Genomic DNA, 21,904 nt, shown 5'->3' on the forward strand with positions numbered 1-21,904 from the left:
AAAATAATGACTTTATTTTTCCCATTTTGAGTATTTTAAAACATGGTCTTTTAAGCCAATTTCTAAGTCAATTGCTAGCATTTTTCCGTCAATTTTAGTTTTGATTTTTCGTGTATAATATTGCGGATATTTATAGTTTATAAGATATTCTCGATTATCGTTGTAATCGTTATCCAAGAAAACATAGTTTTCATTTTTTTTCTCTTGAAAGTTTTTAGAATTTACAATTTGATTAATTATTTTTTCTTGGTCTTTATCAGATATTTCAATACTGAAATGTTGCAAATTTCCACCAAAAATATAACTCTCATAATTTTCAATAATGCTAAACTTATCATTTAGCCGAAGATTGAGAGTTTGTAAATCTTTTATAACATTATTTTTCCTTTCGTAACTTCTATAAAAATCATCCATAAAAGGAAACGCAAATAAAAGAATAAGGATTGTCGATACAATTTTACCAACTGTATATTTTTTAATGATAGAAATTACCAGCCAAATTATACAACTTATAATTAAAAAGATTAAAAGTAAATATATAATTGCTGGGTTGCCAACGCCTATCATTTTTCTTTGTTAAAATTTATAAATAACAATTAACAATTATTGAATTACAACTTTTTCTTTTCCAATTTTCTTCTTCCTTTTTGAAACTAAATTTAAAAGTGTATAACCGATAACACCTGCTAAAACTGAAGCTATCAGAATCGCGAACTTAGCTTCATCTTGTATTTCTGGATGACCTTTGAAGGATAATAGCGCAATGAAAATCGACATTGTAAAACCGATGCCCGCAAGAAATCCAGCGCCAATCATGTGCAGCCAAGTCGAGTGGTGCGGAAGACTACTAATTTTTGATTTAATAGCGATAAACGAAAATAAACCGATACCAATAACTTTTCCTGCAATCAAGCCGAAGATAATTCCGAATCCGAAGTTCGTGAACAATCCGTCAACCATCCCCGCTTTGAAAATAATGTTGGTATTCGCTAAAGCAAAAATCGGCATAATTAGGAAGTTAACGGGCGTATGCAATTGATGTTCTAACTTTTCTAAAGGCGAAATTTCTGTTTTAGATTCGTTGGTAGGAATCGTAAATGCTAAAAGCACACCTGCAATGGTTGCGTGGATGCCAGAATGATGCATAAAATACCACAAGAACAATCCTGGAATAATATAGAAAACGTGTTTCTTAACTTTAAAATAATTAAGTGCAATAAGGAGTAAAATAATAGCGCCAGAAAGCCCTAAATATAACCAATGCAATTGATCCGTATAGAAAATTGCAATCACCATAATTGCGCCCAAATCGTCCACAATTGCCAATGCAGCAAGGAAAATCTTAACGGCAGGCGGAACTTTTTTCCCCAACATCGAGATAATGGCTAACGAGAATGCTATATCCGTCGCCATCGGGATTCCCCAACCTTTTTCGTATTCTGTACCATAATTGAATAAAAAATAAATAAGCGCAGGAACGACCATTCCACCAATAGCTGCAAAAATTGGTAACGACGCACTTTTAAAATTCGACAGTTCGCCTTCTACAATTTCACGTTTTATTTCAAGCCCAACCAAAAGGAAGAAAATCGCCATTAATCCGTCATTAATCCAAATGCTAATCGGATATTTTAAATGGAAAAGATTGGTGCCAATCTCGGTATCTAATAAGTTTTGGAAACTTTGTCCGATTGACGAATTTGCTAATAATAGTGAAAAAACGACACAAACAATAAGGATAACCCCAGATGATTGTGAGCTGTGAAAGAACTTTTTAAAGTAGTCGGTTAACTGCATGCTATCTATTTTCTACAAACGCTTCACTTTAGAAACGCCATTAATATTTTTAAGTTTTTTGAAAGTATCTTCTAATTGTTTTTTGTTTTTAACTTCGAGGTTGATGGTTCCTGTAAAAATACCATCGTCAGAAGCAATTGACATCGATTTCATATCCATACCCATCGAGTTACTAATCACTGCGGTGATGTCGTTAATCATCCCCATTCTGTCAAGGCCTTCGATCTCGATTTGGATTCTGTTTTTGAAACTTTCAGAATTTACCCATTTTGCAATCAACACACGATAATCATAGTTAGCGCGTAAGTTAATCGCATTAGGACAATTGTCATTATGGACTTTAATACCTTCGGAAATGGTGATAAATCCAAAGATTTTGTCACCCGGAATCACTGTACAACATTTTGCAAAACTGTAGTTTAATTTTTCTTCATCTTTTCCGAAGACAATTAAATCTAAATCTTGCGCTGGCGTGTCATTATCTGTAACAACCTTAGTTGTCGGCGATTTTCTGAAACGTTGTAATAAGTTCCCGAATAGTGTACGACCTTCCAAATAACGTTTGAGGTCGCCCATGTCATAAGTTCCATCTTGGAAACCTAAGAACAAATCTTGTGAGGTTTTAAGGTTTAAAAACTTTTGAAGTTTATTAATTTCATCGTCGTTAAAGTTAAGTTTTGCATGACGCATTTTACGTTGCAAGATTTCTTTACCTTCAGCTGTACGATTATTTTTTTCTGAATTAAGAATGGCTTTAATCTTAGATTTAGCCTTAGATGTTACGACAAAATCTAGCCAATCCGATTTTGGTTTTTGATTCTGAGAAGACAAAATATCGACTTGATCGCCGTTTTGTAAAACATAACTAATCGGCACCAATTTGCCATTAACTTTTGCACCAAGACATTTGGAACCCAAGTCCGAGTGCACCGAAAATGCAAAGTCCAAAGCTGTCGCACCCGTTGGTAAAATCTTGATTTCACCTTTTGGTGTAAACACAAAAACTTCTTTAGAATAGAGATTTAATTTAATATTATCAAGAAGTTCGGAAGTCGATAGATCTTGTTGTTGCTCGAGAACTTCACGGATTTCGGTTACCCAACGGTCAAAGTTTTGGTCGTCGCTATTTTTGTAACCTTCTTTGTAACGATAATGCGCGGCGACGCCTTTTTCGGCGATTTCGTCCATACGTTCGCTACGGATTTGCACTTCAATCCACTTTTTGTCAGGTCCCATAACTGTTAAATGCAAACTCTCGTAACCAGTCGACCGCGATTGCGAAATCCAGTCACGCATACGCGACGGATTGCTACGATAAAGATCTGTAACAATGGAGTAAATCTTCCAAGCTAAGAATTTTTCGTTTTTAGCATCAGATTTATAAATAATTCTAATCGCATAATTATCGAATACTTCTTCGAAAGTCACATTCTGCTTCAACATTTTACGATAAATCGAGCTAATCGCTTTTGCGCGCCCTTTTATTGTAAAGTTGAGACCTTCCTCGTCAAGTTGTTCCGAAACTTCTTTTTTAAACTCTTGGATATATTTATCACGGCTTTCTTTAGCCAGCTCTAACTTGCTTGTAATCTCGTTGTAGACTTCGGGATTGTTATATTTTAATGATAAATCTTCGAGCTCGGATTTAATATTATAAAGTCCCAAACGATGCGCCATTGGAGCGTAGATGTACACGGTTTCTGACGCAATCTTTTGTTGCTTGTCAGGACGCATACTTTCTAGCGTACGCATGTTGTGAAGACGGTCGGCAATTTTAATCAAAATCACTCGGAAATCCTCTGATAATGTCAAAAGTAGCTTACGATAATTCTCAGATTGTATCGAGATATTTTGATTGTTCATCACCGATATTTTCGTCAAGCCATTGACGATATCTGCGATTTTCTTTCCAAAAATCTTTTCTAAATCTTCATAAGTGTATTCCGAATCTTCGATAACATCATGGAGTAGGGCACAAGCAATACTTGTCGCACCTAGACCAATCTCGTTGGCTACAATTTTCGCCACTTCTATCGGATGGTAGATGTAGGGCTCGCCAGTTTTTCGACGTTGATCTTTGTGCGCATCCAGAGCAATATCAAAAGCTTTACGGATCAATTTGTTTTGATCTTCGTCGAGCGTTCGGTAAGTGTTGGATATCAGATCTTTATATCGGGCAAGAATTTCCTTGTTTTCTTTTTCTAAATCGTAGGCCATGATTTGTGTAATGATAATCACGAATTTACGAAAAAATCAGTTTTTAGTCAAGTTTTAGAAGTAGAAACTTTGCATTAAATAACGATTAATAGATTATAAATCTTCGTTAATTATCGCATACAAAATATGATTATGGTATATGTTTCCTTTTTTAGTATGGGCTTTCAGTTTGCCTTCTTTTTTCATTCCAGATTTTTCTAAAACTTTTCCTGATGCAGGATTGAAATCAAAATGTGTCGCAAAAATCCTTTTCAGTTTTAAATGTTTAAAACCAAAATCTATAATCTTAATAACAGCTTCTGTTGCAAAACCTTGGTTCCAAAAATTTTCGTCAAGCCAATAACCAAGTTCAGCTTTATTAAAATTTTTGTCAATGCCTAAATCGATACCGCCAATTATTTTTTGACTGTCTTTTAACCGAATTGCGAAGATGTATTGATTTTCATTTTTAAAACCATTTTCTGAAAGATTAAGCCAAAATTTTGCACTATCAATGGTGTAAGGAAACGGAATGTTAATCGTGTTTTTAGAATAAATTTCGTTGTTCAAAATCTTCGCTATGTTTTCTAAATCGGCTTCTTTTGGCGCATCAAGAATTAATCGTTCAGTTTCAAGTTTCGGAAAATCCATTTGTCGTTTTGGTTTTAATGAGGTTTAAAAATAATAAAAAAACCTGCCGAAATCGACAGGTTTTGTATTATGAAAATTGTTTTTTTCTGAGCCAGAAGAATAATGCACCCAGCACGCCCAAAATCCCTAGTGGTAAAAGGAGATTGGTCCATTGCCATTTTTGACGTTCGGCATCAATACGTTGTTTGTCGAGAAGTCGCATTTCTATATTTCGGTTACGAAGCGCCATCAAGTTGGAGTCGTCCAAAAGATAATCGAGCGCATTTCTGAGGAATTGCTCGTTGCCATAACGCTGCTGCGTTAGATAATCGAAGCCTAGCGGCATCGCTTGACCTTTTACGGTTTGATTTCTTGCAATGTCACCATCCGCAATCACAATCATTTTATTGTTTGAACTTTGATTTTTAAAATTCGGGAAGCTATTTTTTTCGCTTCTTGTAGCATAAGCCGACTGGAATTTCCCTTCCAAAGACACTGCAAAAATCTTAGGCGTAGAGGCTTGTTCCATTGCGCCAATACTGTCCATTTTTACCATTTCGGAAAGTGAAACATAATTAGGAATTGATTTCGTAATCGTGTGGTCACTCGACTCAAATAAAACGTTGAATTTTGTGTTTTTTCTGGAAAGTGTATCAATAGAAGTCGGGAATTCAAACTTAACAGGATTAATATTTTTCGTTATTGCGTTTTGATTTTGCGAAATGCCAAGTGGGAAATAAGGCCACATCAAATTCGTGAATTGTGGATTACCAGCCACTTCGCCAGTCACTAAACGAATTAGAGCCGATTGCTTCATATCCTTAACCAAACCGGGATTAACACGAACGCCGTAACTGAACATCATGTCCGTCAAATTCATATCAACTGGATATGCCATAATTTTTTTGGAACGGAAAAGTGTGTCCATTTCGGCATTAACGGCGTCCAACATCCAAAGGCTTTTTCCGCCATTCATGATGTATTGGTCAAGGATAACTTTTTCGTTGGTTGTAAAAGCTTTACGAGGTTTTGCAATCACCAAAGCGTCCATTTGTCGAAGTTTTGGGATGTCAGCGAGACTTAGCTCAGTTTTATTTTCTGGGATAATTGGACCAACATTATAATTTTCTAGAGCCATTTCCACAAAGCTGGTGAATTCTTGTTTTCCCAATTCGTCTTGATTAACCAAAAATCCAATATTTTTCTTGTGTTCTTCGGTCATCGCTTTGATGTTCGACGCAAAATTATATTCAAGACTTTCTATGGATTTATTAAGTTGCTCGCTAGAATCGATGCCCGTTTGTTGGATAATTAACGGAATCGCAAATCCATAGTCTTCATATTTGATCGCAGCATACGGATACATCACGATATTGGTGATTTTTCCGTCTTTGATGTCTGGTAACATCGACGGTTGCATGCCCATCGCTTGTAACGTATCCATCGGGATTTTTTCCGCAATTGGATCGCGGAATTTGTAATCGATTTTTGGATTTATCTTTCGGAATTCGTCCAAAAGGAATTTGGTTTCGTTTTGTAATTGTTTAAAAGAAGCTGGGAAATCGCCATCCAAATAAACCTCGATCATTACAGGTTTTTTGATGGACTCCAAAGTTTTAATCGTTGCGTCCGAAAGTGTGTAACGTTTTTCTGAAGTTAAGTCAAATCGTTTGTAGAACACGCCAAAAATGCCTAACAATAGCAAAAGTCCTACGAGAATATATATGATTTTGTTTTTATTCATTTTAAAAAAGATATAGGAAATTTTACTTCTTTTTTGATACCGAAAATTGAGCGATTTTAAGACAAATAATCATTACTAATACAAAATAAAATAAATCTCGAGTATCGATAAGTCCTCTAGTGAAAGACATGAAATGCTGATAAAACCCAAAATTCTGCAAAATGAAATCTGCGCCACCAAGTAACTTGTAACTTGCTAATTGTTCGATCCCGAAATACATGACGAAGCAAAGCAAAACACCAAGTAGATACGCCATAATTTGGTTTGACGAAAATGATGATGCTAAAATCCCCAATGCTGAAAATCCACCAATTAAAACGATTAATCCAAAATAGCTTCCAAAGGTCATTCCCATGTCGATGTTGCCTTCTGGAATTCCTAAATTATAAACGGTATAAAAATAAATTAATGATGGAATTAAACATAAAACGCCAATCATCCAAACGGAAAAAAACTTTCCATTAATGATATCCGATATTTTTAAAGGTTGCGAAAATAGCCATAGCAAAGTCCCAGATTGTTGTTCTTCTGCCAAACTTCGCATCGTTAAAGCTGGAATGATAAACATCAAAAGCCAAGGCGCTAACACGAAAAAGCTTTGTAAAGAAGCGCTGCCGATGTCTAAGATGTTGAAACTGTTTTCGAAGAAGAATAAAAACAAAGCCGATACAAAACTAAAAGCGCTGATGATAACCCACGCGCTCCAGTTTCCGAAATAGCTCCAAAGTTCTTTTTTAAATATTGCAAACATGCGTTTTTCTAGTTTGTAGTTTTTGTACTTTTTGTACTTAGACTTTAATGTCTAAAAAATTACTTTTTTCCTTTGTTAACCAATTTGACAGTTGCCATAATCAGCATTATGATAACGATGAAACCTACTAATAATTGCCACCAATACTCGATAATATAGTATTTTAAAATCACTGTAAAAACAACACCGAATAATAAGAAAGTCGCAATTTCGTTGATTTGTCGTAATTTAATATTTGAGGTTTCTAAAGTTTTACCATTTAAGATTTGGAGGCTTTTAGTTTTTTTCCAAGCCCAAATATGGTAGGCCAAAAGTCCTATTAAAAATGTTAATTTTAAATGAAACCAAGGCATTTTCATAAGACCAGTATTTAACCCAATCATGATCAAACCGCAAGAAAGCATGATGATACCTGCAGGAACGATGATGATGTTCCATAATCTTTTTGCCATGTAGGCATATTGCTCACGCAGGATATTTTGTTTTGGATTTTCGAAGTCGTCGGTATCTTTATAATACACGAAAATTCTTGGTAAATAAAACATTCCAGCAAAATAGCTGACCATAAAAATAATGTGAATCGCTTTGATAATCAAATAGAGCACGTGTCAAATTTTTGCAAATATACTTTTAATTGCTAAAACAAAATTGACGATGCCTTAAATATCTTGTAAATTGTGAAATTGGTTTTTTTATCTTTTATTTGCAAAAGATTAATAAAAAATTAAAAATGAAAGGAATATTACAAGTTATTTTCTTGTTTTGTGCGTTTTCTTTATCTTTTGGTCAATCTGGACAAAAAGTAGCGAAGAGAATTATGGATTATAAAACAAGTAAACAAAGTTTTGAAAGCTACAATCTTTTTAAGAAAAACGAGGTCGCTAGCAAAAATGCCGTATACAAGCAATCTGCGACTGATGCTATTGTACTAGATCTTGATAAGAAACAATTAGAAAGTTTGGTTTCAAAACGACCAACAGCTATCGAAATGACTTTTCCGTTTCGTGAAAAAATGATTACTGTCGAGTTGTTACAGAATGATATTTTTGGTGGTGAAAAGACTTTGACTGTTCAAACGGACAAAGGAGAATTCAAAAATTATAAACCAGGCGTATATTATCAAGGTATTATTAAAGGTGATGCATCTTCAATAGTTGCGTTTAGCTTTTTTGAAGATGATGTTGTAGGATTGGCTTCTGACCTTAAGATTGGAAATGTCGTATTAGGAAAGGCTGTTTCTTCTGAAGATTTCGTTGTTTATTCCGATGCTACTTTAACGGGAAAAAGTCAGTTTGTTTGTAAGGCTGATGCTTTGATGGAAAATCAAAATCAGAAAATTTCATTTGATCCTAATGCAATCTCTAAAACGGCTCAAACAACCGAGAATTGTGTAAGAGTGTATTATGAAATCTGTAATAAACCCTACATTCAGAACGGGAGAGATGTTACTAAAACAACCAACTGGATAACAGCAATCCATAATAATATTGGAACTTTGTATAATAATGATGGTGTTAAAATGTCATTGCATGAGATTTTTGTATGGACATCGGCTGATCCTTATACTGGAAGTTTTGACGAAAATTTAGCAAAGTTTAAGGCTACTCGTACAAGTTTTAATGGAGATCTCGCGCATCTCGTTAATTATCCTTCAACGACAAGTGTAGCTTACCTTAACTCTTTGTGCTCTGTAAGTAAATATGCTTATTCTGGAATCGATATGACTTATGCAAATGTGCCGACTTATTCTTGGACGATTATGGCAATGACGCATGAGATGGGACATTCTTTAGGTTCGCCACATACACACGCTTGTGTATGGAATGGTGATAATACGCCAATCGATGGTTGTGGCCCGGTTGGTGGCTATTCCGAAGGTTGTGATGGTCCAATTCCTGCAAAAGGAACAATAATGAGTTATTGTCATTTGGTAGGTGGCGTTGGTATTAATTTGGCATTAGGTTTTGGTCCACAGCCAGGCGCGTTAATTCGTCAGACAGTAGACTCTAAAGCATGTCTTAACACAGATTGTGTGACAGGTTGTAACCCAACGGTGTCCAATCTTCAGATTTCCAACCTGACTCCAAATTCTCTTACAGCGACAATTATCGATAATAATGGAGGAACTGAATGGAAATATAAAATTGCTAAAACGGATGGTACTGTTGTTAAGTCTGGCGTTGTAACCAATAAAGTTATTAATATTGCTACTTTAGAACCTAACACCTATTATACTATAAGTGTTGGCGTTAATTGTGGTGGCGAAAATTCTTATGCCGTGACTCAACTTATTATGACAGATGCACAATGGTGTGGGTCTAATTATAATTTTACAGATTCTGGAGGCGAAGATCGCGATTATGGCAATAGTGAAGTTATTGTTAAAACTTTTACACCTAGCAACCCCAATGATAAGATTAAGCTAACATTTACTGAGTTTGTAACAGAACAAGGTGGTGATATGATGAGAATTTATGACGGACCTAATATTGCATCAACTCCATTTTTACATAACGGTTCAATTAATATTTCGGGAACGCAAAATTTAGGCTCTTTCGAGTCGACACACCCGACAGGAGCAATCACAATACGTTTTTCATCTAACGCTTCGGTTGTTGAGAAAGGATGGATTGCGAAAGTAGAATGTAAAACATTATCTACTATTGATGTTAAAACGATCGGCTTTTCATTAGCTGTTACTGGATCAAAAAATACTTTAATAGTAAAATCGAATAAAGTGATTGATAAGTTGGAGATTTTTGATATGGCTGGAAAAATTGTTAAAACAGATCTAGCACTTGATAGAAATTCTGAAGTTAACATTAGTAGACTTGCTTCAGGCGTTTATGTTGCTTACGCAACAATTGAAGGACAAGTTATTTCTAAAAAGTTTGTTAAATAATTTATTAGAAAATTAAACATAAAAAAGCGTTTGTTAATAACAAACGCTTTTTTTATTTTAGACTTTATTCAAATTCGATATAGATTTTTTCGCCCATATTCATACCGAATAAAGAGGCGGCACCATTGTGAAGACTGCCTTTGTATACTGTAAGTTCGAGAAGATTATTATCATTAAATATAACCGCAGATTTACCGTGATATTCTTGCTCTTGTTCCCAATTTGAGATTAAATCTGTGTATTGATTAAAAATCTTTGTTAAAACGATATTCCTGAATTTAATCGTAAAAGATTCGAAGTTGCTCGCATGTTTTTCAAAAAGACTTTTATGGATATTTGAGATCACATTTCCAAAATTGTCAACATACATTACTTCGCCGATAATCATTTTTTCGGAAGCTTTGTAGCTTGCATTCACAAAGAAAGTTTCCTTTGTATCTAGCGTTGGACGACCAATAACTTCTGGCACGCCACCATTAGAAAGGTGGATGGCAGCAGGGACAAAAATATCCGTTGCCGTAAAGTTAATCGTGTCATCAAATCTTTTATTCAGTGTGATTTCGTAAACGTAATCTGGCTTAATATCGAAAAAAATTAAGTTAAGAACGCCGTTGTCAGCTGCTAAAAAGTAATGCCCATCAACTTTTGCGAGAATGTTTTTTCGGTCTTTATGATAAAAGCTATCAACACAAATTATATGAATACTGCCAGTTGGGAAGCTTTTGTAAGAACTTCTAATAATATAGGCGGTCTGTTGAAGATTGTAGGCTAAAATATCGTGGCTGATATCAACCAATTTTATGTTTTCGTTCTGACTAAGAAGACTGCCTTTGATGCAGGCAACGCGATGGTCGACGGTTCCGTAATCCGAAGTTAAACTTATAATTGGCATCTCTTTTATTTTATGCAAAATTAACTATAAATATATGCTCAGGTCAAGGCTTTCCTCAAATCAATTCTATATATTTGTTAGGAAAATACTCTGAAAATATATGTATGAACTAAATTATGAAATTTCTGACATCGATACAAAAATCTTCTATGGTGTACAGAATCAATACTTTAATTTAATTAAATCTAGCTTTCCAACTCTTAAAATTACAGGTCGTGATAATTATATTTTTGCGATGGGTAATCAAGAAACTTTAGATGTTCTTAAATCTAGGCTAGACGATATTGTTGCTTTTATTTCTAAACATAACAGCATCGATCTCAAAAATGTTGAATCTATTTTAAAAATAAAATCCGAGGAAGAAAAGCAATTGGTTTTTGACCAAGATATCATTGTTAAAGGTGTTAACGGAAAAGTTATCAAAGCTAAAACATCTAATCTTAAAAAATTAGTAAAAACTACTGATAAGAAAGATATGGTGTTCGCAATTGGACCTGCCGGAACTGGGAAAACCTATACCAGCGTGGCTTTAGCGGTACGAGCACTTCGTGATAAAGAGGTTAAAAGGATCATCTTGACGAGACCTGCAGTGGAAGCGGGGGAGAGTTTGGGATTTTTACCTGGCGACCTTAAAGAAAAATTAGATCCGTATTTGCAACCATTGTATGACGCCCTTCGAGATATGATTCCGCATGAGAAGCTAGAAGGCTTTATGGAAAAGAAAGTTATCGAAGTAGCACCTTTGGCTTTTATGCGTGGACGTACGCTGGATGACGCTTTTGTAATTTTGGATGAAGCGCAAAATACGACACATTCTCAAATGAAAATGTTTTTAACAAGAATGGGTATGAATGCTAAATTTATTATCACAGGCGATCCTAGTCAAGTTGACTTACCTAAAAATCAGCAATCTGGTCTTCGAGAATCGATGAGGATTTTGAAAGATGTCGAAGAAATTGGTTTTGTGTATTTAACAGAAGAAGATGTTGTTAGACATCCGGTGGTTAAGAAAATTATCTTGGCTTATAATAAGGAAGATCAGCAAAATCAACCAAATAAATAATTTTTTGTGCGTGAAATACTTATATATATTGTTGGTAACTGTTTTAGCATTACAATGTTCACCTCAAAATAAAGTAGTTACTTCTGGTTCGGATGCAATCGCTTTTGAAGTAATTCATCAATCAAAACTTGAGATGTTAGGAGATAACACTTCCAGAATATTAAATAGTCAGCAGGAGATTGACTATTTGTATCAGTTTTTGAATGCTTCGCCGAAAGGTTATGGACAAATTCCTATTCCTGCGTATGATGCTAACGAAACCCTCATTACAATAAATGCAACGCCTAAAACCATGAATGATATCAAAGTTGTTTCTATCGTAAAAAATGGTGATAAGTTGAATATTATTGGCGAAGATGTCGAAAACCCTCATTTAAAACCTGAATCTAGATGGAAAAGTGCGATCATAATCAAGCTTTCAGGAGTTTATCATAATCAAACTATTAGTTTTACTGTTAAATAAATTAACATAAACAAAAATTTTAACAATTCGTAATCTTTTACAAACGCATGTGTATGCAGGTTTTTGTGATTTTAGTATATATTGTTTATTTTAAATTTTAACATATTTTATAATTTGGTCTCGAATTTGCATCATAAAAAATATATAACAAAATCAATACAAACATTAGAATTATGAAAAAGTTATTTTTAGTAGGTGCTTTGGCACTTTTTGGAGCAATGAACGCTCAAACAGGATTTAAATTAGGAGCTAACGTGGGTTTACCAGTTGGAGATGCTTCAAATACATCTAGTTTTACTGCGGGAGTTGATGCTTCATATTTATGGCCAATCGCTACGGATTTTAATCTTGGTCTTGCATCAGGATATAATATTTATTTTGGTAAAGATCTTGACACAGGCTATGGAACATATAAAATACCAAATGTAAATGTTGTTCCAATTGCTGCATCTGGACAATATCGTTTCACTCCTGAGTTTAGTTTAACTGTAGATTTAGGATATGCATTTGCATTTGCAGATGGTAATAGTGATGGGGGATTTTATTATGCGCCTAAAGCAGCCTATCATTTTGGACCTAGCGAAATTAATTTAAGCTATAGAGGTATTTCTCAAGATGGAGGTAACGGCGGTTCTGTTAACTTGGGCTATGCATATTCATTTGGGAAATAATTAAGTATTTATATTTTATAGATATAAAGCATCCAATTTTTGGATGCTTTTTTATTTTGCTTTTTTTAAGAAAAAGGTTGTATTTTCGCGGCTAATTTTTATTTATGAAGAAAATATTATTTTTTGCAATGGCTTTTGCTGCGATTATTACTAAGGCTCAAGTTAATTCTAATTTTAAAATAGGTGCTCATGTTGGTTTGCCTTTAGGAGATACAAAAGATGCTATTACTGTGACAACTGGTGTTGATGTTGCTTATGTCTGGGAAGTTGCTCCTAATTTTGAATTGGGGATAACTACGGGTTACTCAGCGTATTTTTATAAAGAGGCACAGCGTATTAATTTTATGGACTATAGATATGACTTCAGACCAGAGCCGACTAGTCTTGTGCCTGTTGCGCTTACTACTCAATATAATATTGCTAAGAAAGTTAGTCTAGGTCTCGATTTGGGTTATGGTTTTGTTTTAAACGGGAACAGAGAAGGAGGTTTTCTATACCAGCCAAAGCTAGGTGTTATTATTGGTAAGGGTAACGAGCTTTATGTCGGTTATAAAGGCATTAGTGTTAAAGGAGGTTCGGTGCAATCGTTTAATATTGGGTATGCTTATTCTTTCAGAAAGTAATAATCAGAAAATACTTACTTTTAAGATTAAACCACTTGTAATAGTGGTTTTTTTTATTCAATGTGAGGTATTTTTAAACTTTTCTGAATGCTTTTCTGAAATCGTTGCTAAATGTTAAACTTGAGTGTTTATTTTTTAAATCAAAATAGCTGATATATTTCATAATTTTTGTTAAAAATAGTTAAAACGAAATCTTATAAATTTGCAGCATCAATTTTAATCAATTATGAAAAAGTTATTTTTAGTAGGTGCTGTTGCACTTTTCGCATCAGTTAATGCACAGATTGCTCAAGGGACTACATTTATTTCAGGTTCTGTAGGTTACCAAGGTCAAAAAAATAATAACAATGATGTAACTACAGATTCATTCTCAGTTATCCCAACTGTAGGGTATTTTGTAGCGCCTAACGTGGCTATTGGTGTGGGTGTTGGTTATACATCAGTATCAGAGAAAGGTAAAGAGTTCAACGGTCTTAGTACAGTTGATTACAAGGATACTAATTCTGCGTTCGTTGTTGAGCCATTAGTAAGAAAATATTGGAATGTATCTGATAACTTCTTATTATTCGGTCAATTATCAGTTCCGATGGCATTTGGTAATCAAAAGTCAGAGATCAATGGTCAAGAAGTAGGTAAAGACAAATTCTCTGCTTTTGGAGTTGTTGTTAAACCAGGTATCGATTATATCATTGCACCTAACTGGACTATCGAAGCTACAGTTGGTGAGTTCGGATATAGATCTGCAAAATTCAAAGATTCTAAAAGTGTAGATAACTACAACTTTGGTCTTGATTTAGGATCAGTTACTTTTGGAGTTAAATATCTTTTCAAATAAGATTTTACAACAAAATATTTATTTTAAGAGCAATCGAAGGGTTGCTCTTTTTTATTTGCTTTAATATTAGTATATTGAAAATAATTATATGTTAAATTTTGTTAATTTAATAAATAATTATATTTTTGCGCCTCAATTGTAAATAAACTATGAAAAAACTATTTTTAACAGGAGCTCTTGCGCTTTTTGCTACAGTTACTGCACAACAGACTAAATTCGGAGCTAATGCAGGACTATTAGCAGGTTTTGCAAAAGGAAAAACACCAGAATTTACTGAGACAAGTTCTTCAACAGGGTTTTATGCTGGCTTTTTTGCAGAATTTTCGGCAGGAGAAAAAGTGAAAATTCAACCAGCAGTTAACTATGCGAATATTGATGACGCAAGTGCGATTCAAATTCCAGTAATGGTGAAGTATTATGTGGATCCAAAGTTTAATCTTCAAGTTGGACCTCAATTTTTATTTGACCTAAGTGAGACGCCAGATGGATATGACACTTATTTTAATAAAACTAATATTGCACTAGCTTTAGGAGCTGCTTATGACTTTACACCAAAGTTTTTTGCTGAAGCAAGATATTCTTTCCAGTTAAATAATCATCTTAAGAATGCACCTTCGGGTTATTCTATTAGAGCTAATTATCTTAATGTTGGTGTAGGTTACCGTTTTAACTAATTTTACTTTAGTAATATAAAGAATGCTCAACTTTGTTGGGCATTTTTTTGTGAAACTATTTCACTTAATTTTATATAAATTATAATATTTTTCCATATTTAGGCTTTGTATCTGAGTGTTTTAGTTGTGTGTTTTTTTTGATTTTTGTGTTTATTAATTAAAAAATGAATGTTTTAGTTTAATAATTATTCAAAAATTTTATTCTTTGGTAATAGGGTTAATCTTTGTTAAAATAGCGTTAATACTATGTTTTTTGCTTTATTTGCCTGTTTTTGTTATGGTTTTTTTTTGTTATTGTTTTTAAATGTTAAAAATATTTTATAAAAAGTAATTAACGTTTAAAAATATTATTATATTTGAGCGAATCGAAAAATATAATAATTATGACAAAAAAATTACTTTTCGCAATTTTTGCTCTACCAATGTTAGCAAATGCGCAATTCACTGAAGGTTTTGAAGCTTCACCGGAAATCCCAACAGGTTGGACTGTTATTAATGGTGGCGACGAAATAACTTGGAGTATTGCTGCAGTAAACAGTGCACACAGTGGTGCACAAATGGCAACAATCGAATATTCTAGTGATGCCCATGATGATTATCTCGTAACACCTGCTATTCATGTAACTGCTGGAGTTAATGATTTTTTCTCTTTTTATGGAAGAAGTAGAAGCGCTCAATGGTTGGAGAACATTAGTCTTAAAATTTCTACTACAACACCTACAAAGGCTGCTTTTACAACTGTTTTAGATGCTAATATTGCTCCTACAACTGATGCTTATATCAAATATAATTATGATTTGTCTGCTTATGTAGGTCAAACAATTTATATAGCTTTCTATTCAGATACTCAAGATCAATTTTATTTTGATATAGATGACGTGTTTAATGGCGCTGCTCCATTATGTGAAGGAGTTACAAATGTGGTATCTAGTAATATTTCTACTAGTTCCGCAAAAATAAGTTGGGCAACTTCTGCCACACCTAATGCAACCTATGACATAGAGTATGGACCTGCTGGATTCGCACAAGGTAGTGGTACTATAGTTAATAGTGCTACTAACTCAACAACACTTACAGGCCTATCGGCGGCTAGCAAATATGAAGCTTATGTAAGATCAAACTGTGCTACTAATGGTACAAGTGCGTGGTCTAGTCCGTTATCTTTTTCTACAGCATGTAATGCAAATGTGACATTCCCTTTGACGGAGAAATTTGATGCTAATACACTTCCTGTTTGTTGGTCAAATGAGTTGGTTGAAGGTGTTACGGCTTGGGAATTTGTTAATCAAAATCAAAATGCTACTATCACTCCAAAGTCAGCACCTTATATGGCGCAATTTAGTGTAACCAACAGTACAGATATTGCAAAGTTGGTGATGCCGGTTATGGATCTGTCTGCAGTTAATAACCCTGCTTTGAAATTTAGCATGGCCAATGTTGAATTCTTTAATGACATTGACGTTCTTAAAGTTTATTATAAAACGAGTGCTAGCGGAACTTGGACACAAATTGGAGATACTTACTCTACAGAACATGCCGCTTGGACAGATGTAACATTGCCACTTCCGAATAAATCTAATACTTATTATGTGGCTTTCGAAGGAATAAGCAAATATGGAAGAGGTCTTGATATTGATGACGTTATGGTTGGCGATGTAGCAAATTTAGCAGTTAATAATACCGCTGCTAATAAAGCAATATCTGTATATCCTAATCCTGCTAAGGATGTAGTTAACATCAAAACGGATAAAGATGTTAATAGTATTCAGATTTTCTCATTGACTGGTCAGTTAGTAAAAACTATTGAAAAGAATGTAAGAACAATCAACGTGTCAGATCTTAAAAAAGGAGTTTATTTACTTAGAGTTAAATCTGCATCGCAAGATGAATCTTTCAAAATAATTAAAGAGTAAAATCTTTATTTTTTTGGTTTAGTATAAATCTTTTTTGTGAAGGTGAGAATTAGTTTTCTCACCTTTTTTTATTTGTTTTAATATTGAAACTTCATATGTTAATTTTAGTTAAATTTTGTTAATTTGATAAATAATTATATTTTTGCGCAATATTTTAATAAACAATGAGAAAAATATTATTGGTTGGTGCTTTGGCACTTTTTGGAGCAATGAATGCTCAGAAATCTTCTTTTGGTATTAAAGGTGGGTATATAAACTCGCAAATTAATACTAAAGAAAATATGGATTTTGAACAAGTGGCGTTAGATAAAAAAGGGCGTTCTGACTTCTTTATTGGTTTGTTTTTTGAACAAAAATTTAACGAAAAAATTGCAGTTCAGATTGAAGGTTTGTATGCTGGATTAGGAGGGAAATATCAAGGGCAATTGTCAGAATCTGGCAGTTACGCAAAATTAAATATGGATTTTGGATATGAGCAAATTGTGTTCCCGATTTCACTTAAATATTATGTTATACCAGAACTGTCTGTATACGCTGGTCCAAATATCTCCATCACGACATCTAGCAAAATAAAAGGTGAGTATAAAGAATCTAATTTGCCACCAGATGTTATTAATGAAGCTAATCAGGAAATGGCTTCGGAGCTACATCAATTTAATAAAGTTTTAAATGATAATTTAGCAAAACCAACATTTGGTGTTCAGTTTGGGGTAGATTATACTTTTATGAACGCATTTGTTGTGGATGCAAGATATAATTTAGGCGTGTCCAAGATCTATAAAAAAGATGTGGATTCTTCACTAAAATTAAATTACTTCCAAGTTGGTGTAGGATATAAATTCTAATCTTAGCACATAAAATAAAAAAAACTCTCAGAGCAATCTGAGAGTTTTTTTATCTAAAAATTGAATTAATAAAAAATTATTTTCCTCCGAACAATCCGCCGCCCATTCCTGGCATATTTGGCATCTTGCTCATCATCTGCATCATTTGTTTTCCTTGAGGACCTTGCATCATCTTCATCATTTTGCCCATTTGCTCGAATTGCTTCATCAGTTGGTTAACTTCTTCAAGTTTTCTACCAGCACCTTTTGCAATACGTTGTTTACGAGGCATGTTGATAGTTGATGGTTTTCTTCTTTCTTCTGGCGTCATACTGTAGATAATCGCTTCGATATGTTTGAAAGAGTCATCGCTAATGTCAACATCTTTTATTGCTTTACCAACACCAGGTAACATCCCCATAAGGTCTTTCATGTTACCCATTTTTTTGATTTGGTGAATTTGTTTTAAAAAGTCATCAAAACCGAATTCGTTTTTGGCGATTTTCTTGTGAAGTCGTTTTGCTTCCTCTTCATCGAATTGCTCCTGCGCTCTTTCTACCAAGGACACAACGTCACCCATTCCTAAGATTCTGTCAGCCATCCTTTCTGGGTAGAAAAGATCCAAAGCTTCCATTTTTTCACCTGTAGAAATAAATTTAATTGGTTTCTCAACCACCGAACGAATCGTTAAAGCGGCACCACCACGCGTGTCACCGTCCAATTTGGTAAGGACAACACCATTGTAGTTAAGGACATCGTTGAAGGCTTTTGCCGTGTTAACAGCATCTTGTCCTGTCATCGAGTCAACAACGAAAAGTGTTTCTGTAGGTTTAACAGCTTGATGAACGTTACGGATTTCGTTCATCATTTCTTGATCAATTGCTAAACGACCAGCGGTATCTATGATGATAACGTCGTGGCTGTTAGATTTAGCAAAATTAATCGCATTTTCAGAAATCTGAACTGGGTTAAGATTTCCTTCTTCCGTGTATACAGGTACTCCAATCTGACCACCCAATACTTTTAGCTGATCAATCGCAGCAGGACGATAAACGTCACATGCTACTAATAGAGGTTTTTTGCTTCTTTTTTGTTTTAAATAATTGGCAAGTTTACCAGAAAAAGTGGTCTTACCAGAACCTTGTAGACCAGCAATTAAAATAATAGTTGGTTTGTCAGAAAGATTGATGCCTTCTTGAGAACCGCCCATTAGATCGACCAATTCGTCATGTACGATTTTGGTCATCAATTGTCCTGGCGTTAACGATGTCAATACATTTTGACCAATCGCTTTGTCCTGAACTCTTTTGGTAAGGTCTTTCGCAACTTTGTAGTTAACGTCGGCATCTACCAAAGCACGACGGATTTCCTTAACGGTTTCCGCTACGTTAATTTCGGTGATTTTTCCGCGGCCTGATATATTGTGTAAGGCTTTATCGAGTTTGTCTTGTAAACTATTGAACATCTTTTTGAGTAATTAGGTTTGCAAAAATAATGAATTTATAATAAATAAAGAAGTTCTGAATAATTTTTGGTAGTTTTGCCAAAATGAAGAATTTAAAAGTCGTACCGACTTACGCGGTGCTTTTCCTTTTGTTTTCGGCGATAATGTTTTTGGTTCAGTGGTTTTTGGGGAATCAAGATATTATGCATTTAAGTTACAGAATACATTTTTTGTTATTTTTTGTAACCTTAATTGGTGTCTTAACGATGCTAATTGTTTTTGGTTTAAAAAAGAAAAATATTATTGGATTTATATTTTTAGGATTTGTAGTTTTCAAACTGTTCGCAATCGGGTATATTGCGTTGTTTGAAAAAGATTTTAAAAATAATCTTTTAGCATATTTTGCGATATATTGGTTGTATCTTGCTGTGGAAGTGGCGGTAGTGGTTGCTTTGGTAAGAAAACAAGACGAATATCATAAAAATATTTAAGTTAAAGATTTCCCAAAATCGGATAATATTTTATATTTTTGCAAAAATTTTAGAAATCAATCTAGTCATGAGTTTTAAAAAACTGTTAGTTCTTCTTCATGTATTCGTACTAAGTTTTTCGTTTGCACAGTCACACGAGGGACATGAGACGGCTAAAGAAGAGAAGTACAATCCTGTACCGTTCATTATGCATCACATTGCTGATGGTCATTACTGGCACATGTGGGGAGAGGGCGAAAGCTCTGTTGGTTTTCCACTTCCAGTTATTTTAGTAGATAATGGATTGAAGGTTTTCAGTTCTGCAAAATTCGGTCACGAAGGCGAGTTGGTTGCTAACGTAGATGGCGAAAATTATAAATTATACCACGGTAAAATTTATAAAACTGACGCTGCTGGAACACTTAACATCGAAAAAGATGAAAAAGGTGTAGAACATCCAACTAATGCTAAACCTTTAGATTTCTCTATTACTAAAGTGGTTGCGCAAATGATTTTGGCAGCTATCATTATCATTCTTTTAGCATTCGCTACAAAAGCTAGTTACAAAAAATCGGCTGTGCCAAGTGGTATCGCGAAGTTTATGGAGCCAATTATCCTTTTCGTAAGAGATGATATCGCTTTACAAAACATCGGTTCGGTTAAATATAGAAAGTATGTTCCTTATTTAGTAACATTATTCTTATTCATTTGGATTCTTAATATTCTTGGACTTGTGCCAGGAGCGGCTAACACAACTGGTAACATCGCCTTTACAATGGTTATGGCAGTGTTCACATTGTTGGTAGTTAACCTTAGTGGTAAAAAAACGTATTGGATGCACATGTTAGATCCATTAGGAAACAACATGCCTTTCGGTGGAAAAATCTTAGTATACATTATCTTGGTTCCAGTAGAATTATTAGGAATTATTACTAAGCCTTTCGCATTGATGATTCGTCTTTTTGCTAACATGACTGCAGGACACATCATTATTATGAGTTTGATCGCGTTGATCTTCATTATGAAAACTTATATGATTGCGCCAGTATCTTTAGGTTTAACATTATTCATCTATGTGTTAGAAGTATTGGTAGCAGCATTGCAAGCTTATATCTTCACAATGTTAACGGCATTGTTTATCGGATCAGCGGTTGAGGAGCCTCACCACGATCACTAAAAATTAATTAATAGAAAGCAACTTTTTAAATTATAACATTATGACAGGTAGTATCGCAGCAATCGGAGCTGGTTTAGCAGTTCTAGGAGTAGGATTAGGTATTGGTAAAATTGGTGGTAGCGCTATGGAAGGTATCGCTAGACAACCAGAGCAATCAGGAAAAATCCAAACTGCAATGATTATCGCAGCAGCTCTTATCGAGGGTGCTGGTCTATTCGGTATCGTAGTAGCATTACTAGGTAACGGATAAAAACAATTAAGGATTCTACAGACGGTTGGTGTGTAGAATCCTTTTATTAAACTAAAACGAATTATAACTTTAATATACATTTAGATAATGGACTTATTAACGCCTTCAATTGGTAACTTATTTTGGACTGCAGTTGTATTTATTCTACTTTTAGCTTTGTTGGCTAAATTTGCTTGGTCTCCAATCTTAAGTGCTGTAAGAGAAAGAGAAAACAACATTCAAGATGCTCTTAACCAAGCTAAATTGGCTCGTCAAGAGATGTCTCAACTTAAAGAAGATAACGAAAGAATTCTTCGTGAAGCTAAGTTAGAGCGTGACGCGATCCTAAAAGAAGCTAGAGAGATGAAGGATAAAATCGTTAACGATGCTAAAGATGTTGCTAAAGTAGAAGGAGAGAAGATGATCGCTAATGCTAAAGCTTCTATCCAAACAGAGAAAAACGCAGCTATGGCAGATATCAAAAACCAAATCGGTACTTTGTCTGTAAGCATCGCAGAAAATATTCTAAAACAAAAGTTAGATAACAACGAAGCGCAAACTGCTTTAGTTGAAAACTTAATCAACAAGTCTAACCTTAACTAAGAA

Annotated in this window: 22 protein-coding genes; 13 read left to right on the forward strand and 9 right to left on the reverse strand. The window is 34.3% G+C overall.

Translation table 11 applies throughout. From position 1 onward, the window contains the following. Positions 1-12: 12 nt before the first annotated feature. From B5X62_RS05145 to B5X62_RS05175, 7 genes are all read right to left on the reverse strand, one after another. Positions 13-414, reverse strand: coding sequence for a hypothetical protein (locus B5X62_RS05145; protein WP_144038297.1), 402 nt, complete (start codon positions 412-414; stop codon positions 13-15). 189 nt (positions 415-603) lie between these two features. Continuing rightward, a complete protein-coding gene (gene nhaA, locus B5X62_RS05150) occupies positions 604-1,797 on the reverse strand; it encodes a Na+/H+ antiporter NhaA (protein WP_079666329.1) in 1,194 nt (397 codons plus the stop codon). Between the two features lie 12 nt (positions 1,798-1,809). Then, positions 1,810-4,014 carry a RelA/SpoT family protein gene (locus B5X62_RS05155; RefSeq protein WP_079666330.1) on the reverse strand — a complete coding sequence of 735 codons (2,205 nt, stop codon included), beginning with the start codon at positions 4,012-4,014 and terminating at the stop codon, positions 1,810-1,812. Positions 4,015-4,107: 93 nt separating this feature from the next. Beyond that, on the reverse strand, positions 4,108-4,644 hold the full coding sequence (locus B5X62_RS05160) for a GNAT family N-acetyltransferase (RefSeq protein WP_079666331.1): 537 nt from the start codon (positions 4,642-4,644) through the stop codon (positions 4,108-4,110). Positions 4,645-4,711: 67 nt separating this feature from the next. Further along, the gene (gldG, locus tag B5X62_RS05165) at positions 4,712-6,367 is read right to left on the reverse strand and encodes a gliding motility-associated ABC transporter substrate-binding protein GldG (protein ID WP_079666332.1); all 1,656 of its coding nucleotides are present in this window, start codon (positions 6,365-6,367) and stop codon (positions 4,712-4,714) included. A gap of 22 nt (positions 6,368-6,389) precedes the next feature. Then, positions 6,390-7,118 carry an ABC transporter permease gene (locus B5X62_RS05170; RefSeq protein WP_079666333.1) on the reverse strand — a complete coding sequence of 243 codons (729 nt, stop codon included), beginning with the start codon at positions 7,116-7,118 and terminating at the stop codon, positions 6,390-6,392. A gap of 59 nt (positions 7,119-7,177) precedes the next feature. Next, on the reverse strand, positions 7,178-7,723 hold the full coding sequence (locus B5X62_RS05175; protein WP_079666334.1) for a CopD family protein: 546 nt from the start codon (positions 7,721-7,723) through the stop codon (positions 7,178-7,180). A gap of 125 nt (positions 7,724-7,848) precedes the next feature. Between B5X62_RS05175 and B5X62_RS05180 the strand changes: the two genes are divergently transcribed. Then, complete coding sequence (locus B5X62_RS05180; protein WP_079666335.1) at positions 7,849-10,020, forward strand: M12 family metallo-peptidase; 2,172 nt, start codon at positions 7,849-7,851, stop codon at positions 10,018-10,020. Positions 10,021-10,084: 64 nt separating this feature from the next. On the opposite strand, the gene B5X62_RS05185 is transcribed toward B5X62_RS05180, so the two are convergent. Beyond that, positions 10,085-10,912, reverse strand: a complete 828-nt coding sequence (locus B5X62_RS05185) for an SAM hydrolase/SAM-dependent halogenase family protein (RefSeq protein WP_079666336.1) — start codon at positions 10,910-10,912, stop codon at positions 10,085-10,087. A gap of 100 nt (positions 10,913-11,012) precedes the next feature. Between B5X62_RS05185 and B5X62_RS05190 the strand changes: the two genes are divergently transcribed. The 8 genes from B5X62_RS05190 to B5X62_RS05225 all read left to right on the forward strand — a co-directional run bounded on the left by B5X62_RS05190 (position 11,013) and on the right by B5X62_RS05225 (position 17,999). Continuing rightward, complete coding sequence (locus tag B5X62_RS05190; RefSeq protein WP_079666337.1) at positions 11,013-11,975, forward strand: PhoH family protein; 963 nt, start codon at positions 11,013-11,015, stop codon at positions 11,973-11,975. Positions 11,976-11,985: 10 nt separating this feature from the next. Continuing rightward, positions 11,986-12,438: a hypothetical protein gene (locus B5X62_RS05195; protein WP_144038298.1), complete on the forward strand. Its 453-nt coding sequence runs from the start codon at positions 11,986-11,988 to the stop codon at positions 12,436-12,438. A gap of 173 nt (positions 12,439-12,611) precedes the next feature. Next, positions 12,612-13,109 carry a hypothetical protein gene (locus tag B5X62_RS05200; RefSeq protein ID WP_079666339.1) on the forward strand — a complete coding sequence of 166 codons (498 nt, stop codon included), beginning with the start codon at positions 12,612-12,614 and terminating at the stop codon, positions 13,107-13,109. Positions 13,110-13,213: 104 nt separating this feature from the next. Beyond that, a complete protein-coding gene (locus tag B5X62_RS05205; RefSeq protein ID WP_079666340.1) occupies positions 13,214-13,732 on the forward strand; it encodes a transporter in 519 nt (172 codons plus the stop codon). Positions 13,733-13,958: 226 nt separating this feature from the next. Beyond that, positions 13,959-14,567 carry an outer membrane protein gene (locus tag B5X62_RS05210; protein ID WP_079666341.1) on the forward strand — a complete coding sequence of 203 codons (609 nt, stop codon included), beginning with the start codon at positions 13,959-13,961 and terminating at the stop codon, positions 14,565-14,567. 149 nt (positions 14,568-14,716) lie between these two features. After that, positions 14,717-15,241, forward strand: a complete 525-nt coding sequence (locus B5X62_RS05215) for a porin family protein (protein ID WP_079666342.1) — start codon at positions 14,717-14,719, stop codon at positions 15,239-15,241. Between the two features lie 383 nt (positions 15,242-15,624). Next, on the forward strand, positions 15,625-17,154 hold the full coding sequence (locus B5X62_RS05220) for a T9SS-dependent choice-of-anchor J family protein (RefSeq protein WP_079666343.1): 1,530 nt from the start codon (positions 15,625-15,627) through the stop codon (positions 17,152-17,154). Positions 17,155-17,318: 164 nt separating this feature from the next. Beyond that, on the forward strand, positions 17,319-17,999 hold the full coding sequence (locus tag B5X62_RS05225) for a porin family protein (RefSeq protein WP_079666344.1): 681 nt from the start codon (positions 17,319-17,321) through the stop codon (positions 17,997-17,999). A 76-nt stretch (positions 18,000-18,075) separates the two neighbouring features. Here B5X62_RS05225 and ffh read toward each other — a convergent pair whose 3' ends face one another. Continuing rightward, positions 18,076-19,443, reverse strand: a complete 1,368-nt coding sequence (gene ffh, locus B5X62_RS05230) for a signal recognition particle protein (protein ID WP_079666345.1) — start codon at positions 19,441-19,443, stop codon at positions 18,076-18,078. Positions 19,444-19,526: 83 nt separating this feature from the next. Between ffh and B5X62_RS05235 the strand changes: the two genes are divergently transcribed. From B5X62_RS05235 to B5X62_RS05250, 4 genes are all read left to right on the forward strand, one after another. Beyond that, a complete protein-coding gene (locus B5X62_RS05235; RefSeq protein ID WP_079666346.1) occupies positions 19,527-19,913 on the forward strand; it encodes a hypothetical protein in 387 nt (128 codons plus the stop codon). Between the two features lie 67 nt (positions 19,914-19,980). Beyond that, a complete protein-coding gene (atpB, locus tag B5X62_RS05240; protein ID WP_079666347.1) occupies positions 19,981-21,069 on the forward strand; it encodes a F0F1 ATP synthase subunit A in 1,089 nt (362 codons plus the stop codon). Between the two features lie 40 nt (positions 21,070-21,109). After that, positions 21,110-21,319: an ATP synthase F0 subunit C gene (atpE, locus tag B5X62_RS05245; protein WP_034675836.1), complete on the forward strand. Its 210-nt coding sequence runs from the start codon at positions 21,110-21,112 to the stop codon at positions 21,317-21,319. Between the two features lie 87 nt (positions 21,320-21,406). After that, positions 21,407-21,901, forward strand: coding sequence for a F0F1 ATP synthase subunit B (locus B5X62_RS05250; protein ID WP_079666348.1), 495 nt, complete (start codon positions 21,407-21,409; stop codon positions 21,899-21,901). Positions 21,902-21,904: the final 3 nt, after the last annotated feature.

Source organism: Soonwooa buanensis, from assembly GCF_900167905.1.
Lineage (GTDB): Bacteria > Bacteroidota > Bacteroidia > Flavobacteriales > Weeksellaceae > Soonwooa > Soonwooa buanensis.

Coding starts and splice junctions, on each gene's coding strand:
- B5X62_RS05250 (WP_079666348.1), top strand. CDS start 21,407: ATGGACTTATTAACGCCTTCAATTGGTAACTTATTTTGGACTGCAGTT.
- B5X62_RS05170 (WP_079666333.1), bottom strand. CDS start 7,118: ATGTTTGCAATATTTAAAAAAGAACTTTGGAGCTATTTCGGAAACTGG.
- B5X62_RS05220 (WP_079666343.1), top strand. CDS start 15,625: ATGACAAAAAAATTACTTTTCGCAATTTTTGCTCTACCAATGTTAGCA.
- ffh (WP_079666345.1), bottom strand. CDS start 19,443: ATGTTCAATAGTTTACAAGACAAACTCGATAAAGCCTTACACAATATA.
- atpE (WP_034675836.1), top strand. CDS start 21,110: ATGACAGGTAGTATCGCAGCAATCGGAGCTGGTTTAGCAGTTCTAGGA.
- nhaA (WP_079666329.1), bottom strand. CDS start 1,797: ATGCAGTTAACCGACTACTTTAAAAAGTTCTTTCACAGCTCACAATCA.
- B5X62_RS05155 (WP_079666330.1), bottom strand. CDS start 4,014: ATGGCCTACGATTTAGAAAAAGAAAACAAGGAAATTCTTGCCCGATAT.
- B5X62_RS05180 (WP_079666335.1), top strand. CDS start 7,849: ATGAAAGGAATATTACAAGTTATTTTCTTGTTTTGTGCGTTTTCTTTA.
- gldG (WP_079666332.1), bottom strand. CDS start 6,367: ATGAATAAAAACAAAATCATATATATTCTCGTAGGACTTTTGCTATTG.
- B5X62_RS05160 (WP_079666331.1), bottom strand. CDS start 4,644: ATGGATTTTCCGAAACTTGAAACTGAACGATTAATTCTTGATGCGCCA.
- B5X62_RS05185 (WP_079666336.1), bottom strand. CDS start 10,912: ATGCCAATTATAAGTTTAACTTCGGATTACGGAACCGTCGACCATCGC.
- B5X62_RS05145 (WP_144038297.1), bottom strand. CDS start 414: ATGGATGATTTTTATAGAAGTTACGAAAGGAAAAATAATGTTATAAAA.
- B5X62_RS05205 (WP_079666340.1), top strand. CDS start 13,214: ATGAAGAAAATATTATTTTTTGCAATGGCTTTTGCTGCGATTATTACT.
- B5X62_RS05225 (WP_079666344.1), top strand. CDS start 17,319: ATGAGAAAAATATTATTGGTTGGTGCTTTGGCACTTTTTGGAGCAATG.
- B5X62_RS05210 (WP_079666341.1), top strand. CDS start 13,959: ATGAAAAAGTTATTTTTAGTAGGTGCTGTTGCACTTTTCGCATCAGTT.
- atpB (WP_079666347.1), top strand. CDS start 19,981: ATGAGTTTTAAAAAACTGTTAGTTCTTCTTCATGTATTCGTACTAAGT.
- B5X62_RS05200 (WP_079666339.1), top strand. CDS start 12,612: ATGAAAAAGTTATTTTTAGTAGGTGCTTTGGCACTTTTTGGAGCAATG.
- B5X62_RS05235 (WP_079666346.1), top strand. CDS start 19,527: ATGAAGAATTTAAAAGTCGTACCGACTTACGCGGTGCTTTTCCTTTTG.
- B5X62_RS05190 (WP_079666337.1), top strand. CDS start 11,013: ATGTATGAACTAAATTATGAAATTTCTGACATCGATACAAAAATCTTC.
- B5X62_RS05215 (WP_079666342.1), top strand. CDS start 14,717: ATGAAAAAACTATTTTTAACAGGAGCTCTTGCGCTTTTTGCTACAGTT.